This is a genomic window from Streptomyces sp. NPDC012466, assembly GCF_042955215.1.
In the GTDB taxonomy this organism is placed as follows: domain Bacteria; phylum Actinomycetota; class Actinomycetes; order Streptomycetales; family Streptomycetaceae; genus Streptomyces.
In genome coordinates this window covers 785,490-803,342 of sequence record NZ_JBIBEQ010000002.1, presented here as the reverse complement: position 1 = coordinate 803,342, position 17,853 = coordinate 785,490, and the positions used below count along the sequence as shown (strand labels likewise).

The following is a 17,853-nucleotide window of genomic DNA, read 5'->3' as shown; positions in this document are numbered from 1 at the left end:
GTGGGTCAGAATCCCGCGATCGGGTTCTCCAGGGTGCCCACCAGCTGGAGGGCGCCGGACGGGTCCGACAGGTCGACCATCTGCTCGTTGTTGCGGAGTTGGAGGCGGTTGAGGCAGGAGAGGGCGAACTCGGGGGCGAACATGTCGTACTGCCTGAACCTGTCGGCGAGTTCCGGCTTCGACTCCTGGTAGGCGCGGGTGACCTCCGCGACCGTGCGCCAGAAGTCGTCCTCCTCCAGGATGCCCTCCGTGGCGAGGTTCGCCGCGAGGAAGCGGAAGAAGCAGTCGAAGACGTCCGTGAAGATCGACAGGAGCTTCTTGTCCTCCGGGACCTCCACCCGCAGCCGCTCCACCGTCGGCGGCAGCACCGCGTCCGGGTCCATGACCGCGATCTCCTCGGCGATGTCCTTGTAGATCGCGCGCTGCACGACCCCGTCCTTCAGCACCAGGATGACGTTCTCGCCGTGCGGCATGAACACCAGGTCGTAGGCGTAGAAGCTGTGGAGGAGAGGCGTGAAGTAGGCCTGGAGGTAGTGGCGCAGCCACTCCTTCGGGGTGAGGCCCGACCGTTCGATGAGCGCGCCCGCCACGGACGCCCCCTGGTGGTCGACATGGACCAGGGCCGCCATGGTGGCCAGGGACTCGCCCTCTTGGAGGGAGGGCACCGGGCTCTCCCGCCACAGCGCGGCGAGCATCTTGCGGTACGGCGAGTAACGGTCCGTCGCCTGCTCGTACTCCAGGTGCCGGTAACCGACCGCCGCACGCTCCCGGATGATCGACAGACCCGTGGACTTCAGCACCGGATCGCCCTCGATCAGCTGGGCCAGCCAGTCGTTGATCGCCGGGGTGGCCTCCATGTAGGCCGCCGACAGGCCGCGCATGAAGCCCATGTTGATGACCGACAGGGCCGTTTTGACGTAGTGCTTCTGCGGGCTCGTCCTGTTGAAGAAGGTCCGGATGGACTGCTGGGCCAGGTACTCGTCGTCGCCCTCGCCCAGGCACACGAGGTGCTTGCGGGCCACCTCGGCCGCGAAGGTGACGGTGAGCTTGTTCCACCACTGCCAGGGGTGGACCGGGATGAACAGGTAGTCGGCCGGGTCCAGGTCCTGGTCGCGCAGGACGCCGTGGAAGCGCTCGACCGTCTCCGCGCCCAGCTCCTCGCGCAGGAAGGACTCGTACTCGATGCCGACCCCGGCCGTGAACGCGGCCCGTGACCTGTGCGCGGCCAGCCACACCAGGCGGACCGGGCTCGCCGTCTCCGGCGCGTACGACAGGTACTCGTGGATGCCGAAGCCCAGCCGCCCGTTGTTGGCGACGAAGCAGGGGTGGCCCTCGGTCATCGAGGTCTCGATGGTCTGGAAGTCGCCGCGCGCCAGCTCGGCCGCCGTGGTGTCCGGCTTGGTGAGCTTGTAACAGGTGCCGGAGAGGGTGGAGGAGATCTCCTCCAGGTAGACCGGCAGGATGGCGTCGCTCAGACCGAGGGACTTCTGCAGTTCGATGAAGAAGTCCAGGGCGGCGAGCGGGACTTCGGTGCCGTCCCGGTGCCGGGTGATGGAGTCGGCGTCGACCTGCCAGTGGTCCAGGGCCCGGCGGGCCGCGGAGAAGCGGTAGCTCGTCAGGCCGTCGTCGCTGCGGACGACGTACTGCTCGCCGTCCTTCTCGGGGGTGATCAGCCGCTCGTGCGCGAACTCGGCGAGCGCTTTGCGGATCAGGAGGCGGTTGGCCCGCGCCCAGCGGTGGGGGGACAGATGCGCTACGGCGTCGGACAGGGTCATACGGATACTCCTCGGGCGGCCAGGAACTGCGCACGCGTGCAGAAGCTCAGCAGCGCGCGCTTCTCCGGCTTGTCGATCTCGCGCTCGGCCACGAAGCCGACGGCCTCGTTCAGCGCGTGGACTGCCTTGTTGCTCACGTCGGGCTCCACCACGACCCGGCGGGTGCGCGGGTCGGCGAACAGCTCGTCCATCACGGCGGTGATGACGGCCTTGGTGAAGCCGTGGATCGGCCGGTCGGTCGGCGCGACCAGGAAGTGCATGCCGACATCGCCGGGCTCCGGGTCGTACAGCCCCACCAGCTCCACGTACCGGGGGTCGTACGTCTCCATCAGGAACGCGGGCCGGCCCTCGTGCAGACCGAGGTACGCGTGGTGGTGCTCGTGCGCCGCGATCCGCATGTACTCGCGCTCGACGTCCTGGAGTTTGGCGTCCTGCATCATCCAGTAGGCCGCCTTGGGGTGGGTGACCCAGGAGTGCAGCAGCCCGGCGTCCTTCAGGGGGTCGAGCGGGCGGACGGTGAGCGTTCCGATGCCGGTGGTGGCGCTCATACGGCGAACTCCTGGAACGCGATCGTCTTCTCCACCGGGTAGTACTCGCTGCCGAGCAGCTCGCGGATGATGTACGCGTTCCGGTACGGGCCCATGCCCAGGTCGGGGCTGGTGATGCTGTGCGTGTGGACGCCGGCGTTCTGGAGGAAGATCCCCCGGCCGGTGACGTCGATCGCGTAGTTGCGGGCGACGTCGAAGTTGCCCTGCGAGTCGTAGACCAGGCGGTCCTTGACGGGCGCCAGGAACTCCGGCTCGGCGTACCGGTAGCCGGTGGCCAGGACCAGGCCCTGTGAGTCCAGTTCGAAGTCCTTGCCCTGCTCCTCCTGGCGGAAGCCCAGGGTGTAGGTGCCGTTCTCGTAGCGGGCGCTGTTCAGCGAGCAGTTGGTGAGCAGCCGGGTGGGGACCGGGCCACCGAGGTTCTTCTGGTAGAGCAGGTCGAAGATTTCGTTGATGAGGTCGCCGTCGATGCCCTTGAACAGGCCCTTCTGCTCGGCCGTGAGACGGTAGCGGGTCGCCTCGGGCAGCTCGCGGAAGTAGTCGACGTACTCCGGGGACGTCATCTCCAGCGTGAGCTTGGTGTACTCCAGCGGGAAGAAGCGCGGGGAGCGGGTGACCCAGTTCAGCCGGTAGCCGTGGACGTCGATCTCGCTGAGCAGGTCGTAGTAGATCTCGGCGGCCGACTGGCCCGAGCCGACCAGCGTGATGGAGTCCTTCTTCCGGAGCTCCGCCTTGTGGCTCAGGTAGCGGGAGTTGTGCAGGAAGTCGCCGCCCAGGCCCTGGCAGGCCTCGGGTATGTAGGGCGGGGTGCCGGTGCCGAGCACGAGGTGACGGGCCCGGTAGGTGTCTCCGGCGGTGGTCCTCACGACGTAGAGCTCGTCCTCGTACGTCACCTCGGCGACCGTCGTGGAGAAGCGGACGCTGCTCAGTTTGTTCGCGGCCCAGCGGCAGTAGTCGTCGTACTCGACGCGCAGCGGGTAGAAGTTCTCGCGGATGTAGAACGAGTAGAGCCGGCCCTTCTCCTTCAGGTAGTTCAGGAAGGAGTACGGGGAGGTCGGGTCGGCGAGGGTGACCAGGTCCGACATGAACGGGGTCTGGAGGTGGGCGCCGTCCAGGAACATGCCCGCGTGCCACTCGAAGTCGGGCTTCGACTCCAGGAAGACGCCGTCGAGCTCGTCGATGGGCTCGGTGAGGCAGGCCAGGCCGAGGTTGAAGGGGCCGAGCCCGATCCCCACGAAGTCATGGGTTCTGGTCGGGTTGTCAGGACGCGCGGTCAAGGGACTCTCCCAGGTACTGCTCGGCGTGGCCGGCGATCAGATCGAGGACGGCGGCGATGTCGGACGCCTGCGTCTCGGGGTTGAGCAGGGTGAACTTCAGGTAGTGGCGGCCGCCGACCTTGGTGCCCGCGACGATGGCGTCACCGGAGGCGAACAGGGCCTTGCGGGCGTAGAGGTTGGCGCGGTCGATCTCGGCGGGGTCGGTGACGGCCGCCGGGATGTAGCGGAAGACCAGGGTGGACAGGCTGGGGCGGACGACGACGTCGAAGCGCGGGTCGGCGGCGAGCAGCCGCCAGCCCTCCTGGGCCAGGTCGCACACCTCGTCGAAGAGCTGCCCGATGCCGTCGGCGCCCATGGTCCGCAGGGTCATCCACAGCTTCAGGGCGTCGAAGCGGCGGGTGGTCTGGAGGGACTTGTCCACCTGGTTGGGGATGCGCTCCTCCACCATGCGGCGTGGGTTGAGGTACTCGGCGTGGTAGGTGGCGTGGCGCAGCGTGGCGGCGTCCCGCACCAGCACGGCCGAGGAACTCACCGGCTGGAAGAAGGACTTGTGGTAGTCGACGGTGACGGAGTCGGCGCGCTCGATGCCGCTGATGCGGTCCCGGTGCTTCAGGGAGGCGAGCAGGCCGCAGCCGTAGGCGGCGTCGACGTGCATCCAGGTGCCGAACTGCTCGCACAGTTCGGCGATCTCCGGAAGGGGGTCGATGGAGCCGAAGTCGGTGGTGCCGGCGGTGGCGACGACGGCCATGGGGACGAGGCCGTCCTGCGCGCAGCGCTCCAGCTCGCGGGCGAGCGTGACGGTCTGCATGCGCTTGTCGTGGTCGACGGGTATGGAGACCACGGCGTCCGGGCCGAGGCCGAGCAGCTTCGCGGACTTCTTCACGCTGAAGTGGCTGACCTCGGAGGCGAAGATGCGCAGTTCGGCGAGGGAGTCCGTCTTGGCCTCCTCGCGGGCGAGCAGGAGCGCCTGGAGGTTGGACTGGGTGCCGCCGGAGGTGAACACGCCGTCGGCGGCGGGGCCGAGGCCGATGCGGTCGGTCGTCCAGTCGATCAGTTTGCGCTCGATGAGCGTGCCGCCGGCCGACTGGTCCCAGGTGTCCAGCGAGGAGTTCACGGCGGACAGGACGGCCTCGCCGAGCACGGCCGGGATGACGACCGGGCAGTTGAGGTGCGCCAGGTAGCGGGGGTGGTGGAAGTAGATCGCGTCCCGGAGGTAGACGTCCTCCAGTTCGTCGAGCACCGCGGTGGTGTCGTGCAGCGGCCGGTCGAGGTCGATCGCGTCGATGCGCGGGGAGAGGGCGTCGACGGTGATGCCGGTGAACGGCCGTTCGGTGGCGGCGAGTTTGGCGGCCACCCGCTCGACTCCGTCGGTCACGGAGCGGCGGTACTGCTCCGCGGTGGTGTCATTGAGCAGGTGCGAGCGCATGCGGGGGTCCTCCGGTGGGGACGGTCCGGTGTGGGACGGGATGGGTTGGTCTCCGGCGTCCAAAACTTAGGTAAGCCTAACCTAAGTTGATCGAGGTTGGAGCAGGGCGTGCCGTGACCGTGGTCACTCGTGTCACCGTGGTCCTGGTGTGGCCGCGGCTATGCCTCGGCCCGCAGCTGCTCCTCGCTCACGCCATGCCGCCAATAGCCGACGAACGTCACCCTGCGGCGGTCGATGCCGCGCTCGCGCACGAAGTGCCGGCGCAGCTCCTTCACACACCCGGACTCACCGGCGATCCACACGTAGGGCCGCTCGGCGGGCGGCAACGGGGCGTCCCGGAGGGCGCCGAGGGCCATGGGGTGCCCCTCGGCGCTCCGCTCGTCCCGCACGAGCCAGGTGATCTCGGCGTCGGCCTCGGTCGCCAGGTCCTGGATGTCGCCGACGTGCGGGACCTCCAGCCAGACCCGGGCGCGGGTGCCGGCCGGCAGCGCCTCGACGATGGCCGAGGCGGCGGGTACGGCCGTCTCGTCGCCCCAGACGACCACGAGGTCGGTGTCCCGCGGCGGCCGGAAGCGGATCGCCCGGTTGTCGGCGACGGCCGGCCCGAGCAGCAGCACCCGGTCCCCGGCGGCGGCCCGGGCGGCCCAGCGGGAGGCCGGGCCGGCCTGGACGGAGGCGCCCGGACCGATGCCGTGCAGGGCGAAGTCGATGTCGATCTCGTCCGGGTCCCGGCGCAGACCGCGCAGGGTGTACGACCGCATCACGGCCCGTACGTCGTCCGGGAGTTCCCGCCAACCCTGCCACCAGCCGTCCCCGAGCTCGAGCGGCACGACCGGCTCGCTCTGTCCCGGGTGCGGCAGGAACAGCGACAGCGACTGGTCCTGCCCGTCGGAATGAAAGGCGTGCAGATCGGGCCCGGCGAAGGTGACCCGCACCAGAGACGGCCCGAGCCGCCTCGTCCGCACGACCTGGAGGGAGAAGAAACGGAACGGGGCGGCTACGGCGGTGGTCACGTACGGCTCCTGGACGTCAGGAAGGGAGAGGGGGTCAGGCGACCTTCTTGGCCGACTCGATGGCCTTGGCGAGGTTCTCCACCAGAGGCGTGCACTTGTCGTACGACAGGATCGGCTCGGGCGAACGGGAGATGACCTGACCGGCCTTGACCGCGGGCAGCTTCTTCCAGGTGGCCTCGGTGATGTCGGCCGGCTGGATGGTCGAGGCGCGGTCGTCCATCATGATGATGTCCGCCGGGTACTTGTCGACGTTCTCCCAGCTGAGGTTCTCGAACCAGCCGCCGTTGGCCTCCTTGGCCTTCTCGGGCGGCTCGACGAGGTTCACGCCGAGGGCCTTGAAGTACTCCAGGTCGATGGAGAAGTTGGAGCCGGAGACGTAGAAGATGGCGTCCGAGGCGGAACCGGCCAGCACCTTGATCTCGGGGCGGGACTTGGCGGCCTTGCGCAGCCGCTCGGAGGCGGCCTCGAAACGCTTCTTCGCCTCGGCGATCTTCGCGGCCTTCGGGTCGGCGCCGAGCGACTCGGCGAGCTCGGCCATGCGCTGCAGAGGCTTCGGCATCTGGCGGTCGAAGACCGAGATCGCGACGCTCGGGGCGAGCTTGGCGATCTTGTCCTTGGACGTCTCCGGGACGTACCAGAGGCTGCCCGCGGCGTCGAAGGTCGTGGTGATGAGCACCTCGGGCTGGAAGGCGGCGTACTGCTCGACGTTGAACTGGTCGAACCGGTTGCCGAAGACGGTCAGCTTGCTGACGTCCATGTCGCCGGCCTGGACATCGGCCTTGCCGTCCTTGGTCTTGGTCGGCCCGAAGACGCCCTTGACCTCGATGCCGTAGTCGTACAGGGCGGCGGCGACACCGGTGAACGCGACGATGTTCGAGGGGACCTTGTCGAGCTTCACGGTCTTGCCGCGGTCGTCCTCGAAGGACCAGGGGCCGGACTTGGCGGCACCCTTCGCGTCCGAGCCGCCGTCCTTGGAGTCTTCACTGCCACACGCGGTCACGAGGGCGCCGAGCCCGAGAGCACCACCGGCGGCGAGCAGGCCGCGGCGGGAGAAACGGGCGGTTCTGGCGTTCGACATGACTGGGTCTGCTTTCGTACGTACGGAGCCACTGCGGGCACGGCTGACAGCCGCTTGGCTGGAAACAAGCTTAGGTTAGCCTAACCTGCATTTGTGTCCAGGGGGTCCTGGGGTGTCTGCCCGGGGTGGATCGGGGCAATGCCCGGCAGCGCGGTGATCCGAATCACGAGGACCCAGGGGTGATGGCGGCTCAATTCAGCCCAGGCGTAGAGGGGTTCTTTCAAGCGAGCTCGAATCGCGCGAGGTTTATGGGCCGTTGCGCGGCAAGGTCATGGATGGTCTCTGAAACCGCCGCCGCTGGGGGGACGTTGGCCCGCTCGGCAGTGCGTGGCCTGTGTGACATGTGATCCCGCTGTGGAAATCGTGAGTGACACGCAGCGTGGCGGACTGATACGTTTCAAGTGACCACTGAACCGAACATCGGTTCCCAACGCGCGCTTTTCACGGGGGAATGCTGCGCTATGTCCCACGACGCCCTGCGTGTCACCCGGCCTTGCCGCCCGTCGCACAGCTGCGTCCGGCGCGGCCGCGACCTGACCGGCGCGGGCCGGTGACCACGTGATCTCTCGCCCTGCGTGACGGGCCGTCGGCCCAGTCGTCCCCCTCCGAAGACCGGCGGCACCGGCCTGCACGCCGACTCCCTGGAGCGCTCCCCTCGCCGGCGTGGGCCCGTGAGCCCACCGCCGCCCAGAAGCCCCGCACGGACGGGGCCCCACTCGACCCATCCCGGAAGGGACACCAGCATGAGAAAGCACCTGTCCACCGCTGTCGCGGGCGGCGCCGCCGCTCTCGCCCTCGTCGCCCTGGCCGCGGCGCCGGCCGCGGCCGGCACGTCGGACTCGCAGTTCGACGTGGTCTTCCCCGGCGACAAGCCGCAGACCACGTACTACGTCGAGAACACCGCGACCCTGTCCGGCAGCCTGACCGGCAAGTCGGTCATGAGCTGGCAGATCATCGACGACCAGGTCGTCGACAACTCCAAGCGCTTCACCAGCTTCAAGATCACGACGCGGATCGAGGAGCGTCTGACCAAGACCGGCGAGGACCACGTCTACACGTCGAAGACGTGCGACCTGACCAAGCTCGTCAACGACAACTACTCGTGGTTCCTGGTGGAGCCCGCGAACACCTGCGTCGCGCCGTCCGCGGTGTACGACGGCGAGCTGTGGTGGTCGACCGACGCGACGATCGTCTACGACATAGAGGGCGACGGCAAGGGCGCCATCACCCAGGAACTGCTCGGTTCGCCCCTCATACACGGCTGACCACCGCACACCGCCGGGCCCTGAGTTCCTGTACTCAGGGCCCGGGCCGGTCTTCGACGGCCCCTCGGCGTGGCTCAGCCCACCAGCCCCAACTCCCGTGCGATCAGCATCCGCTGGACCTCGCTCGTGCCCTCGCCGATCTCCAGGATCTTGGAGTCGCGCCACATGCGGGCGACCGGGTACTCGTTCATGAAGCCGTAGCCGCCGTGGATCTGGGTGGCCTCACGGGCGTTGTCCACCGCCACCGTGGAGGAGTGGAGCTTCGCCAGGGCCGCTTCCTTCTTGAAGGGGGCGCCGGTCACCAGGCGGGCCGCCGCGTCGCGCCAGGCGAGGCGGGACGTGTGGGCCTTCATCTCCATGTCCGCGATCTTGAACTGGATGGCCTGGTTCGCGGCGATCGGCCTGCCGAACGCGTGGCGCTCCTTGGCGTACTTGACCGACTCGTCGACGCAGCCCTGCGCCAGACCCGTCGCCAGGGCCGCGATCGCGATGCGGCCCTCGTCGAGGATGCGCAGGAACTGGGCGTAGCCGCGGCCCTCCTCGCCCAGGAGGTTCGCCGCCGGGACGCGGACGTCCGTGAAGGACAGCTCGCGGGTGTCCGAGGCGTTCCAGCCGACCTTGGAGTAGGGGGCCGCGACGGTGAAGCCGGGGGTGCCCGACGGGACGATGATCGAGGAGATCCGCGGCCTGCCGTCGGGCTTGCGGCCCGTGACCGCCGTGACCGTCACCAGGCCCGTGATGTCCGTGCCCGAGTTGGTGATGAAGCACTTCGTGCCGTTGATGACCCACTCGTTCGTCGACTCGTCCAGGCGGGCCGTCGTGCGGGTCGCTCCCGCGTCGCTGCCGCCGTCCGGCTCCGTCAGGCCGAACGCGCCCAGCATGTCGCCCGAGCACAGGCGGGGGAGCCACTCCTGCTTCTGGGCCTCGGTGCCGTAGAGGTGGATCGGCATCGCGCCCAGCGAGACGCCGGCCTCCAGGGTGATCGCCACCGAGGAGTCCACCCGGGCCAGTTCCTCCAGGGCCACGCCCAGGGCCAGGTAGTCGCCGCCCATGCCGCCGTACTCCTCCGGGAACGGCAGGCCGAACAGGCCCATGCGGCCCATCTCCCGGACGATCTCGTACGGGAACTCGTGCCGCTCGTAGAAGTCGCCGATCTTCGGCGCCACCACCTCGTGCGCGAACTCCTCGACCGTGCGGCGGAGTTCCTCCAGTTCGGGGGAGAGACGGTAGTCCATGGTGATCAGTGCTCCTCGGTGTCCTCGTGGGACAGGGCTCGGACGGTGCGGGACGGGCTGGGTCGGCCCAGGTGGGCGGCCATCCACGCGCTCGTGGCGACGAGGCGGCCGAGGTCGATTCCGGTGTCGATGCCGAGGCCCCGCAGCATCCACACGAGGTCTTCGGTGGCGAGGTTGCCCGTCGCCGACTTCGCGTACGGGCAGCCGCCCAGGCCGCCCGCCGAGGCGTCGACCGTCGTGACGCCCTGCTGGAGCGCCGCGAGGGTGTTGGCCAGGGCCTGGCCGTAGGTGTCGTGGAAGTGGACGCCGAGGGTGGTGGGCGGGACGCCCGCCTCGTCCAGGGCCGCGAGGAGCGCGACGACGTGACCGGGTGTCGCGACGCCGATCGTGTCGCCGAGGCTCAGTTCGTCGCAGCCCATGTCCATCAGGGCCCGGCAGACCTTCACCACCTGGGGGATGGGGACCGGGCCCTCCCACGGGTCGCCGAAGCACATCGAGAGGTAGCCGCGGACGTGGACCGACTCGGTCTTCGCCCGGTTCACCACCGGCTCGAACATCGCCAGGGCCTCGTCCACCGTCCGGTTGAGGTTGGCCTTGGCGAAGGACTCCGTGGCGCTGGCGAAGACCGCCACCCGGCGGGCGCCGAGGGCCAGGGCGCGGTCCAGGCCCCGTTCATTCGGCACGAGGACCGGGAGGGCCACCGGGAGGTCGCCGACGAGAGGGAACAGCTGCTCCGCGTCCGCCAGTTGGGGGACCCACTTGGGGTGGACGAAGCTCGTCGCCTCGATCGTGGTCAGGCCCGCGTCGGCCAGGCGGCGGATGAACTCCGCCTTGATCTCCGTGGGGACCGTGGCCTTCTCGTTCTGCAGGCCGTCGCGCGCGCCGACCTCGTGGATGCGGACCCGGGTGGGGAGATCCCCGGCCGGGACGGCCATCGGGAGTCCTGGGACTGTCATTCCGCCGCCTCCTCGTGCGGTGCGATGACCGCCAGGACCTGGTCCATGGCGACCGTGCTGCCGGGCGACACGTCCAGTTCGGCGACCTTGCCGGCGTGCGGGGCGGAGATGACGTGCTCCATCTTCATCGCCTCCACCACCAGCAGGCTCTGTCCGGCGCTCACCTCGTCGCCCACCGCGACCTTGACCACCGTGACCGTGCCGGGCATGGGCGCGGTCAGGGAGTCGGCGCCGGCGTGCGCCGACCGGGTCAGGGACGCGGCCACCGGGTCGTGGTCCCGTACGTGCCAGGCGTCGCCGTCGCGGCCGAGCCAGTCGGCGGCGCGGCGGAAGGTGTGCCGGACGCCGTCCAGGGTCACCGCGACCCGGTCGTCCGTGACCGTGGCCGTGCCGCGCGGGGTGTACTCCAGCGGCTCCTGCACCTTCAGGTGGAAGACCGGTGGCTTCGGCCGGCCGCCCAGGCGCCAGCCGCTCGGGACCGAGAAGGGGTCCGTCCAGCCGTCCGGCTCGGGCTTCAGGGCCTCCAGGCGTACGGCCGCCGCCGCCTCGTACACCTCCTCCGGTACGTCCGTGGGGACCAGGTCCTCCACTGCGCGCTCGACCAGGCCCGTGTCCATGTCGCCGGAGACCACGGCCGGGTGGGCGAGCAGGCGGCGCAGGAAACCGGCGTTGGTCTGCACGCCGAGCGTGACCGTCTCCGCCAGGGCCGCGCGCAGCTTGCGCAGGGCGGTCGCGCGGTCGGGGCCGTAGGCGATGACCTTGGAGAGCATCGGGTCGTAGAGGCTGCCGACCTGCGTGCCCTCGGTGAGGCCCGAGTCGGTGCGGACGCCGTCGCCCTGCGGCTCGCGCAGCCTCAGGACCGTGCCGCCGGAGGGGAGGAAGCCGCGCGCCGGGTCCTCGGCGCAGATGCGGGCCTCCACCGCGTGGCCTGTCAGCCGTACGTCCTGCTGGGTGAAGCCGAGGGGCTCCCCGGCCGCCACCCGCAGCTGCCACTCGACCAGGTCCAGGCCGGTGATCAGCTCCGTGACCGGGTGCTCCACCTGGAGGCGGGTGTTCATCTCCATGAAGTAGTACGACGACGGGTCGGTGCCGGGGACGATGAACTCCACCGTGCCCGCGCCCCGGTAGCCGCAGGAGCGGGCCGCCTGGACCGCCGCCTCGCCCATCGCGGAGCGCGTCTCCTCGTCCAGGAGGACGCTCGGCGCCTCCTCGATGATCTTCTGGTGGCGGCGCTGGAGGGAGCACTCGCGCTCGCCCAGGTGGACCACGTTGCCGTGGCCGTCCGCCAGGACCTGGATCTCGATGTGGCGGGGGCGGTCGATCCAGCGCTCCACGAGGAGCGTGTCGTCGCCGAAAGAGGCGCGGGCCTCACGGCGGGCCGACGCGATCTCGTCCTCCAGCCGGGTCAGGTCCCGTACTAGGCGCATGCCCTTGCCGCCGCCGCCCGCGCTCGGCTTCAGCAGCACCGGCGCGCCCAGTGCGCGGGCCGCCTCGGCCAGATCCGGGTCGCGTCCGCCGGGCACGACCGGCACCCCGGCCTCCTGGACCGTCTCCTTGGCGCGGATCTTGTCGCCCATGAGCGCGATCGCGTCCGCAGGGGGGCCGATGAAGACCAGGCCGGCCCCGGCGCAGGCGCGCGCGAAGGCGGCGTTCTCCGCGAGGAAGCCGTAGCCCGGGTGGACGGCCTGCGCGCCCGTGCGGGCCGCGGCCTCCAGGAGGCGCTCCACCGACAGGTAGCTCTCGGACGCGGGGGCCGGGCCGATCCGGACCGCCGTGTCCGCCTCGCGGACGTGCCGGGCGTCGGCGTCCGCGTCGGAGAAGACGGCCACCGAGCGCACGCCCATCGACCGCAGCGTACGGATCACCCGTACGGCGATCTCGCCGCGGTTGGCCACCAGTACTGTCTCGAACATCGTCGTCCGTCCCCTCACATCCGGAAGACGCCGAACTGGGGGTCACCCAGGGGCGCGTTGGCGCAGGCGGTCAGGGCCAGGCCCAGGACCTGACGGGTGTCCAGCGGGTCGATGACACCGTCGTCCCAGAGGCGGGCCGTCGCGTAGTAGGCGTTGCCCTGGCGCTCGTACTGGGCGCGGATCGGGGCCTTGAAGGCGTCCTCGTCCTCCGCGGGCCAGGTCTCGCCGCGCCCCTCCAGCTGGTCCCGCTTGACGGTCGCGAGGACCGAGGCGGCCTGCTCACCGCCCATGACCGAGATCTTGGCGTTCGGCCACATCCACAGGAAGCGGGGGGAGTACGCCCTGCCGCACATGGAGTAGTTGCCCGCGCCGTACGAGCCGCCGACCACGACCGTGAGCTTCGGTACGCGCGTGCAGGCCACGGCCGTGACCATCTTGGCGCCGTGCTTGGCGATGCCGCCCGCCTCGTAGTCCTTGCCGACCATGAAGCCCGAGATGTTCTGCAGGAACACCAGCGGGATGCCGCGCTGGTCGCACAGCTCGATGAAGTGGGCGCCCTTCTGGGCGGACTCGGCGAACAGGATGCCGTTGTTGGCGACGATGCCCACCGGGTGGCCGTGGATCCGGGCGAAGCCGGTGACCAGGGTCTGGCCGAACTCGGACTTGAACTCGGCGAAGCGGGAGCCGTCGACGACCCGGGCGATGATCTCGCGCACGTCGTAGGGGGTGCGGGAGTCGACCGGGACCGCGCCGTAGAGGCCGTGCGGGTCGACCTTGGGTTCCGTCGCCTCCGTGACCTCCCAGGGGAGCGACCCCCGGGCGGGGAGGGTGGAGACGATGGTGCGGACGATGCGCAGGGCGTGCGCGTCGTTCTCCGCGAGGTGGTCGGTGACACCCGAGACGCGGGAGTGGACCTCGCCGCCGCCCAGTTCCTCCGCCGTGACGACCTCGCCCGTGGCCGCCTTCACCAGGGGCGGGCCGCCCAGGAAGATCGTGCCCTGGTTGCGGACGATCACCGCCTCGTCGCTCATCGCCGGGACGTACGCGCCGCCGGCCGTGCAGGAGCCCAGGACGGCGGCGATCTGGGGAATGCCGGCGCCGGACATGCGGGCCTGGTTGTAGAAGATGCGGCCGAAGTGGTCGCGGTCCGGGAAGACCTCGTCCTGCATGGGGAGGAAGGCGCCCCCGGAGTCCACCAGGTAGACACAGGGGAGGCGGTTGTCGAGGGCGACCTCCTGGGCGCGGAGGTGCTTCTTGACCGTCATCGGGTAGTACGTGCCGCCCTTGACCGTGGCGTCGTTGGCGATGACCACCGTCTCGCGGCCGCTGACCCGGCCGATGCCGGCGATGACTCCGGCCGCCGGGGCCTGGCCCTCGTACATCCCGTCGGCCGCGAGCGGGGCCAGCTCCAGGAAGGGCGAGCCCGGGTCGAGGAGCGTGTCCACGCGGTCGCGGGGGAGCAGCTTGCCGCGGGCCGTGTGGCGGGCGCGGGCCTTCTCGCCGCCGCCCTGTGCGGCCGCGGCGAGCTTGCCGCGCAGCTCCTCGACGAGGGCGTGGTGCGCCTCCTCGTTGGCCCGAAAGGCCTCCGACGCGGGGTCTGCCGCGCTCGTGAGCTCCGGTGCCTCGTGCATCCTGCGGGTCCCCTCACCTTGTTAATGAGCGTTAACGCATTTCCTTCAGGTTAACGACCGCTAACCTCCCTGTCTAGAATTGTTTTCATGGCCACCAGAACCGACGCCCCCACCCGCCGTGAGCAGATCCTCAAGGAGGCCGCGCGGCTGTTCGCCGAGCGGGGCTTCCACGGGGTCGGAGTCGATGAGATAGGCGCCGCGGTCGGGATCAGCGGACCCGGGCTGTACCGGCACTTCGCGGGCAAGGACGCGATGCTCGCGGAGCTCCTGGTGGGGATCAGCGGGCAGTTGCTGACCGGGGCGAAGCGGCGGCTGGCGGAGGCGGACGGGGGTGGGGCGGAGCAGGTGCTCGACTCGCTGATCGAGGGGCATATCGACTTCGCGCTCGACGACCGGCCCCTGATCACCCTGCACGACCGGGAGCTGGACCGCCTCCGGGACACCGACCGGAAGATGGTGCGCCAGCTCCAGCGGCAGTACGTGGAGCTGTGGGTCGGGGTGGTGCGGGAGGTGTACCCGGGGCTCGGGGAGCCCGCGGCCCGGTCGGCCGTGCACTCGGTGTTCGGACTGCTGAACTCGACGCCGCATCTGGGGAGGGCGGGATCGCTGCCCGGGCGGGGGGCCATGGCGGAGCTGCTGCACCGGATGGCGCGGGGGGCGTTCGCGGCGGCGGAGAACTGACTTCCGCGTCCCCGGCACCTCACCGGGGTGACCGGCGTGACGAGCGTTACCCCGCCCGCCCCGTCCCCACCCTGGACGCGTCTCGATACTCGCCGGTATCTTTGACTGAGCAAGCGCTTAGACATGCGAAGTCGTGGAGGTGGCGGCGTGCGCCGTACGGTGTTCAACGAGGATCACGAGGCGTTCCGGGAGACCCTTCGCGCCTTCATCGAGGCCGAGGTCGTACCGGTGTACGACGAGTGGTTCGCGGCGGGCCAGGCGCCCCGCGACTTCTACTACAAGCTCGGTGAGCTGGGCATCTTCGGGATCAACGTGCCCGAGGAGTTCGGCGGCGCGGGCCTGGACAGCCACAAGTTCGAGGCCGTCCTCTACGAGGAGACCGCTCGCGCCGGTGTCCAGTTCGGCGGCTCCGGCGTGCACGTGCTGCTCGCCCTGCCGTACATCAAGATGCTCGCCACCGACGAGCAGAAGAAGCGCTACCTGCCGAAGTTCGTCTCCGGCGAGGAGATGTGGGCCATCGCGATGACGGAGCCGGGCACCGGTTCCGACCTCGCGGGCATGAAGTCCACCGCCAAGCTGAGCGAGGACGGCACCCACTACGTCCTCAACGGCGCCAAGACCTTCATCACCGGCGGCGTGCACGCCGACCGTGTGATCGTCTGCGCCCGCACCGCCGCCCCGACGGCCGAGGACCGCCGCCACGGCATCTCCCTCTTCGCCGTGGACACCAAGTCCGAGGGCTACTCCGTCGGCCGCAAGCTCGACAAGCTCGGCCTGAAGACCTCCGACACCGCCGAGCTGGCGTTCGTCGACGTCAAGGTGCCCGTCGAGGACCTCCTCGGCGAGGAGAACAAGGGCTTCTCCTACCTCGGCCACAACCTGGCCTCCGAGCGCTGGGGCATCGCCTTCGGCGCCTACGCCCAGGCCAAGGCCGCCGTCCGGTTCGCCAAGCAGTACGTGCAGGAGCGCACCGTCTTCGGCAAGCCCGTCGCGCACTTCCAGAACACCAAGTTCGAGCTGGCCGCCTGCCAGGCCGAGGTGGACGCCGCCGAGGCCGTCGCCGACCGCGCGACCGAGGCCCTGGACGCCGGCGAGCTCACCCCCGCCGAGGCCGCCTCCGCGAAGCTGTTCTGCACCGAGGTCGCCCACCGCGTCATCGACCGCTGCCTCCAGCTGCACGGCGGCTACGGCTACATGAACGAGTACCCGATCGCCCGCCTGTACGCGGACAACCGCGTCAACCGCATCTACGGCGGCACCAGCGAGATCATGAAGTCGATCATCGCCAAGGACATGGGCCTGTAAGGCCCCCGACACCGGCACGCGATCACTGGCCGGTACAACTACCCCCATGAGCCAGGCACTACAGGACCTCCTCGATCTGCTCGACCTGGAACAGATCGAGGAGGACATCTTCCGCGGCCGGTCCCGGTCCGCCGTCGTCCCCCGGGTCTTCGGCGGACAGGTCGCGGCCCAGGCGCTCGTCGCCGCGGGGCGCACGGTCCCCGAGGACCGGCCGGCGCACTCGCTGCACGCGTACTTCCTGCGTGCCGGCGACCCCGGCGCACCCATCGTCTACACCGTCGACCGGATCCGCGACGGCCGCTCCTTCACCACCCGCCGGGTGGTCGCCGTCCAGCACGGCAAGCCGATCTTCCACCTCTCGGCGTCCTTCCAGACGCACGAGGACGGGCTGGATCACCAGGAGCCGATGCCCGACGCCCCCGATCCCGTGACGCTCCCGACCGGTGCGGAGCGGCTGCGCGGGTACGGGCACCTCGACCCCGTCGTGGTGGAGAAGTTCCTCGAGGCCCGTGCCGCCGTCGATCTGCGGTACGTCGACGAGCCGCCCTACGGGAAGTTCGGCGAGCCGCGCGAGCCGCACTCCCAGGTGTGGTTCCGCACCAACGGCAAGCTCGACAGCGATGTCGACGACCCGCTGCTGCACGTCGTCCTCGCCACGTACGTCTCCGACATGACGCTGCTCGACTCCGTGCTGCTCGCGCACGGGCGCGGCGGCTGGGCCGTCGGGGACGTCGTAGGGGCCTCGCTCGACCACGCGATGTGGTTCCACCGGCCGTTCCGCGCCGACGAGTGGCTGCTGTACGACCAGGAGTCCCCGTCCGCGTACGGCGGCCGGGGACTGGGGCAGGCGAGGATCTACACGCAGGACGGGCGCCTCGCCGTCACCGTGATCCAGGAGGGCGTGGTCCGCGTCCCGCGCGAGCCGGGTCCTAGCTGAGGCCCGCCTCCGCCAGCAGGTACGCCGTCATCGGGTCGTAGTGGCGGGGGCTGACCACGTGGTCGTCCAGGGGCACCGTCACCTGCACGGTGCCCTCGGCCTCGGCGAGGAAGAGGGCCGGGTCGTTGCAGTCGGCGTAGCCCATGGAGTCCACGCCGTGCTGTCCCGCGTAGCCCGCCCAGCCGTGGTCGGCGACGACCAGGTCGGGCAGCGGGCGGCCCTCGCGCTCCAGGCCCTTCAGGATCGCCTTCATCGGTTCGCCCGAGTGGGTGTGCCACAGGGTGGCGCCGTGCTCCAGCACCGCCACGTCCGCGAACTGCATGACGTAGCCCTCCTCGGTCGTCAGCCCGTCCGGGATGACGACGATCTCGCAGCCGGCCGCGCGCAGTGCGGACGCGGTCGCGCGGTGGACGTCGAGGAGGCCGCCGGGGTGGCCGGTGGCGAAGAGGACGCGCTGCTGCCCGTCCGCCGCCTTGCGCAGCCGCCCGGCCATCCGCTCCAGACCGGCCACGGTCAGCTCCGGGTCGATGGTGTCCTGGCCGTAGCGGTGTCCGGGGTCGTCGTTCACGCCGACGCGTTCCGCCATCACCGCCAGGACGTCCTGCTCGTCGGTCCAGCGGTCGCCGAGTTCCAGGCCGAGCCAGTAGTGGCGGTCGCCGTTCGCCAGCTTGCGGTAGTGGGAGAGGTTGTTCTCGCGGGGGGTGGCGACGTCGCCCGCGATGCGCGTCCTGACGAGGTGTTCGACGAGTTCCGCGCGGCTGGGTGTCCCGGATATCGGCATGGCATCCATTGTGAGGCAGCCACCGGTGGGCGTCC

The 17,853-nt window shown here is 70.1% G+C and carries 15 protein-coding genes; 4 read left to right on the top strand and 11 right to left on the bottom strand.

The annotated features are described in order from the left end of the window. Positions 1-5: 5 nt before the first annotated feature. The 6 genes from ACFY9E_RS11150 to ACFY9E_RS11125 form a co-directional block, all read right to left on the bottom strand. On the bottom strand, positions 6-1,775 hold the full coding sequence (locus tag ACFY9E_RS11150) for an IucA/IucC family protein (RefSeq protein ID WP_390981558.1): 1,770 nt from the start codon (positions 1,773-1,775) through the stop codon (positions 6-8). Next, positions 1,772-2,323: a GNAT family N-acetyltransferase gene (locus ACFY9E_RS11145; protein ID WP_390981556.1), complete on the bottom strand. Its 552-nt coding sequence runs from the start codon at positions 2,321-2,323 to the stop codon at positions 1,772-1,774. Before ACFY9E_RS11145 ends, ACFY9E_RS11150 begins: the two co-directional genes overlap by 4 nt. After that, complete coding sequence (locus ACFY9E_RS11140) at positions 2,320-3,597, bottom strand: SidA/IucD/PvdA family monooxygenase (RefSeq protein ID WP_390981554.1); 1,278 nt, start codon at positions 3,595-3,597, stop codon at positions 2,320-2,322. The genes ACFY9E_RS11145 and ACFY9E_RS11140 overlap by 4 nt, the downstream gene beginning before the upstream one ends. Further along, positions 3,581-5,023, bottom strand: a complete 1,443-nt coding sequence (gene desA, locus ACFY9E_RS11135) for a lysine decarboxylase DesA (RefSeq protein WP_390981552.1) — start codon at positions 5,021-5,023, stop codon at positions 3,581-3,583. The genes ACFY9E_RS11140 and desA overlap by 17 nt, the downstream gene beginning before the upstream one ends. Before the next feature lie 158 nt (positions 5,024-5,181). Further along, the gene (locus ACFY9E_RS11130; RefSeq protein ID WP_390981550.1) at positions 5,182-6,036 is read right to left on the bottom strand and encodes a siderophore-interacting protein; all 855 of its coding nucleotides are present in this window, start codon (positions 6,034-6,036) and stop codon (positions 5,182-5,184) included. A 34-nt stretch (positions 6,037-6,070) separates the two neighbouring features. Further along, positions 6,071-7,114: an ABC transporter substrate-binding protein gene (locus ACFY9E_RS11125; protein ID WP_390981548.1), complete on the bottom strand. Its 1,044-nt coding sequence runs from the start codon at positions 7,112-7,114 to the stop codon at positions 6,071-6,073. A gap of 743 nt (positions 7,115-7,857) precedes the next feature. On the opposite strand from ACFY9E_RS11125, the gene ACFY9E_RS11120 reads away from it, so the two are divergent. Then, positions 7,858-8,379: a hypothetical protein gene (locus tag ACFY9E_RS11120; RefSeq protein WP_390981546.1), complete on the top strand. Its 522-nt coding sequence runs from the start codon at positions 7,858-7,860 to the stop codon at positions 8,377-8,379. A 74-nt stretch (positions 8,380-8,453) separates the two neighbouring features. On the opposite strand, the gene ACFY9E_RS11115 is transcribed toward ACFY9E_RS11120, so the two are convergent. From ACFY9E_RS11115 to ACFY9E_RS11100, 4 genes are read right to left on the bottom strand one after another with little or no spacing between them, the layout of a single operon-like run. Next, entirely contained in the window at positions 8,454-9,614 is a 1,161-nt protein-coding gene (locus ACFY9E_RS11115) for an acyl-CoA dehydrogenase family protein (RefSeq protein ID WP_390981544.1), read from the bottom strand. Between the two features lie 5 nt (positions 9,615-9,619). Further along, positions 9,620-10,570, bottom strand: coding sequence for a hydroxymethylglutaryl-CoA lyase (locus ACFY9E_RS11110; RefSeq protein ID WP_390981542.1), 951 nt, complete (start codon positions 10,568-10,570; stop codon positions 9,620-9,622). Then, complete coding sequence (locus tag ACFY9E_RS11105) at positions 10,567-12,483, bottom strand: biotin carboxylase N-terminal domain-containing protein (RefSeq protein WP_390981540.1); 1,917 nt, start codon at positions 12,481-12,483, stop codon at positions 10,567-10,569. Before ACFY9E_RS11105 ends, ACFY9E_RS11110 begins: the two co-directional genes overlap by 4 nt. A 14-nt stretch (positions 12,484-12,497) precedes the next feature. Further along, a complete protein-coding gene (locus ACFY9E_RS11100; protein WP_390981538.1) occupies positions 12,498-14,114 on the bottom strand; it encodes a carboxyl transferase domain-containing protein in 1,617 nt (538 codons plus the stop codon). An 87-nt stretch (positions 14,115-14,201) separates the two neighbouring features. On the opposite strand from ACFY9E_RS11100, the gene ACFY9E_RS11095 reads away from it, so the two are divergent. The 3 genes from ACFY9E_RS11095 to ACFY9E_RS11085 all read left to right on the top strand — a co-directional run bounded on the left by ACFY9E_RS11095 (position 14,202) and on the right by ACFY9E_RS11085 (position 17,037). After that, positions 14,202-14,795 (top strand): TetR family transcriptional regulator, encoded by a 594-nt coding sequence (locus tag ACFY9E_RS11095; protein WP_390981536.1) that lies wholly within the window; start codon positions 14,202-14,204, stop codon positions 14,793-14,795. A 147-nt stretch (positions 14,796-14,942) separates the two neighbouring features. After that, positions 14,943-16,100, top strand: a complete 1,158-nt coding sequence (locus tag ACFY9E_RS11090) for an acyl-CoA dehydrogenase family protein (protein WP_390981534.1) — start codon at positions 14,943-14,945, stop codon at positions 16,098-16,100. A 46-nt stretch (positions 16,101-16,146) separates the two neighbouring features. Next, positions 16,147-17,037, top strand: coding sequence for an acyl-CoA thioesterase domain-containing protein (locus tag ACFY9E_RS11085; protein ID WP_390981532.1), 891 nt, complete (start codon positions 16,147-16,149; stop codon positions 17,035-17,037). On the opposite strand, the gene ACFY9E_RS11080 is transcribed toward ACFY9E_RS11085, so the two are convergent. Continuing rightward, complete coding sequence (locus ACFY9E_RS11080) at positions 17,030-17,818, bottom strand: phosphatase (protein ID WP_390981531.1); 789 nt, start codon at positions 17,816-17,818, stop codon at positions 17,030-17,032. The two genes, ACFY9E_RS11085 and ACFY9E_RS11080, sit on opposite strands and share 8 nt — an antisense overlap. Positions 17,819-17,853: the final 35 nt, after the last annotated feature.

What these genes read in the sequence shown, in the direction of transcription:
- ACFY9E_RS11150 (WP_390981558.1), bottom strand. Translation starts at nt 1,775, where the DNA reads ATGACCCTGTCCGACGCCGTAGCGCATCTGTCCCCCCACCGCTGGGCG.
- ACFY9E_RS11145 (WP_390981556.1), bottom strand. Translation starts at nt 2,323, where the DNA reads ATGAGCGCCACCACCGGCATCGGAACGCTCACCGTCCGCCCGCTCGAC.
- desA (WP_390981552.1), bottom strand. Translation starts at nt 5,023, where the DNA reads ATGCGCTCGCACCTGCTCAATGACACCACCGCGGAGCAGTACCGCCGC.
- ACFY9E_RS11125 (WP_390981548.1), bottom strand. Translation starts at nt 7,114, where the DNA reads ATGTCGAACGCCAGAACCGCCCGTTTCTCCCGCCGCGGCCTGCTCGCC.
- ACFY9E_RS11120 (WP_390981546.1), top strand. Translation starts at nt 7,858, where the DNA reads ATGAGAAAGCACCTGTCCACCGCTGTCGCGGGCGGCGCCGCCGCTCTC.
- ACFY9E_RS11115 (WP_390981544.1), bottom strand. Translation starts at nt 9,614, where the DNA reads ATGGACTACCGTCTCTCCCCCGAACTGGAGGAACTCCGCCGCACGGTC.
- ACFY9E_RS11110 (WP_390981542.1), bottom strand. Translation starts at nt 10,570, where the DNA reads ATGACAGTCCCAGGACTCCCGATGGCCGTCCCGGCCGGGGATCTCCCC.
- ACFY9E_RS11105 (WP_390981540.1), bottom strand. Translation starts at nt 12,483, where the DNA reads ATGTTCGAGACAGTACTGGTGGCCAACCGCGGCGAGATCGCCGTACGG.
- ACFY9E_RS11100 (WP_390981538.1), bottom strand. Translation starts at nt 14,114, where the DNA reads ATGCACGAGGCACCGGAGCTCACGAGCGCGGCAGACCCCGCGTCGGAG.
- ACFY9E_RS11095 (WP_390981536.1), top strand. Translation starts at nt 14,202, where the DNA reads ATGGCCACCAGAACCGACGCCCCCACCCGCCGTGAGCAGATCCTCAAG.
- ACFY9E_RS11085 (WP_390981532.1), top strand. Translation starts at nt 16,147, where the DNA reads ATGAGCCAGGCACTACAGGACCTCCTCGATCTGCTCGACCTGGAACAG.
- ACFY9E_RS11080 (WP_390981531.1), bottom strand. Translation starts at nt 17,818, where the DNA reads ATGCCGATATCCGGGACACCCAGCCGCGCGGAACTCGTCGAACACCTC.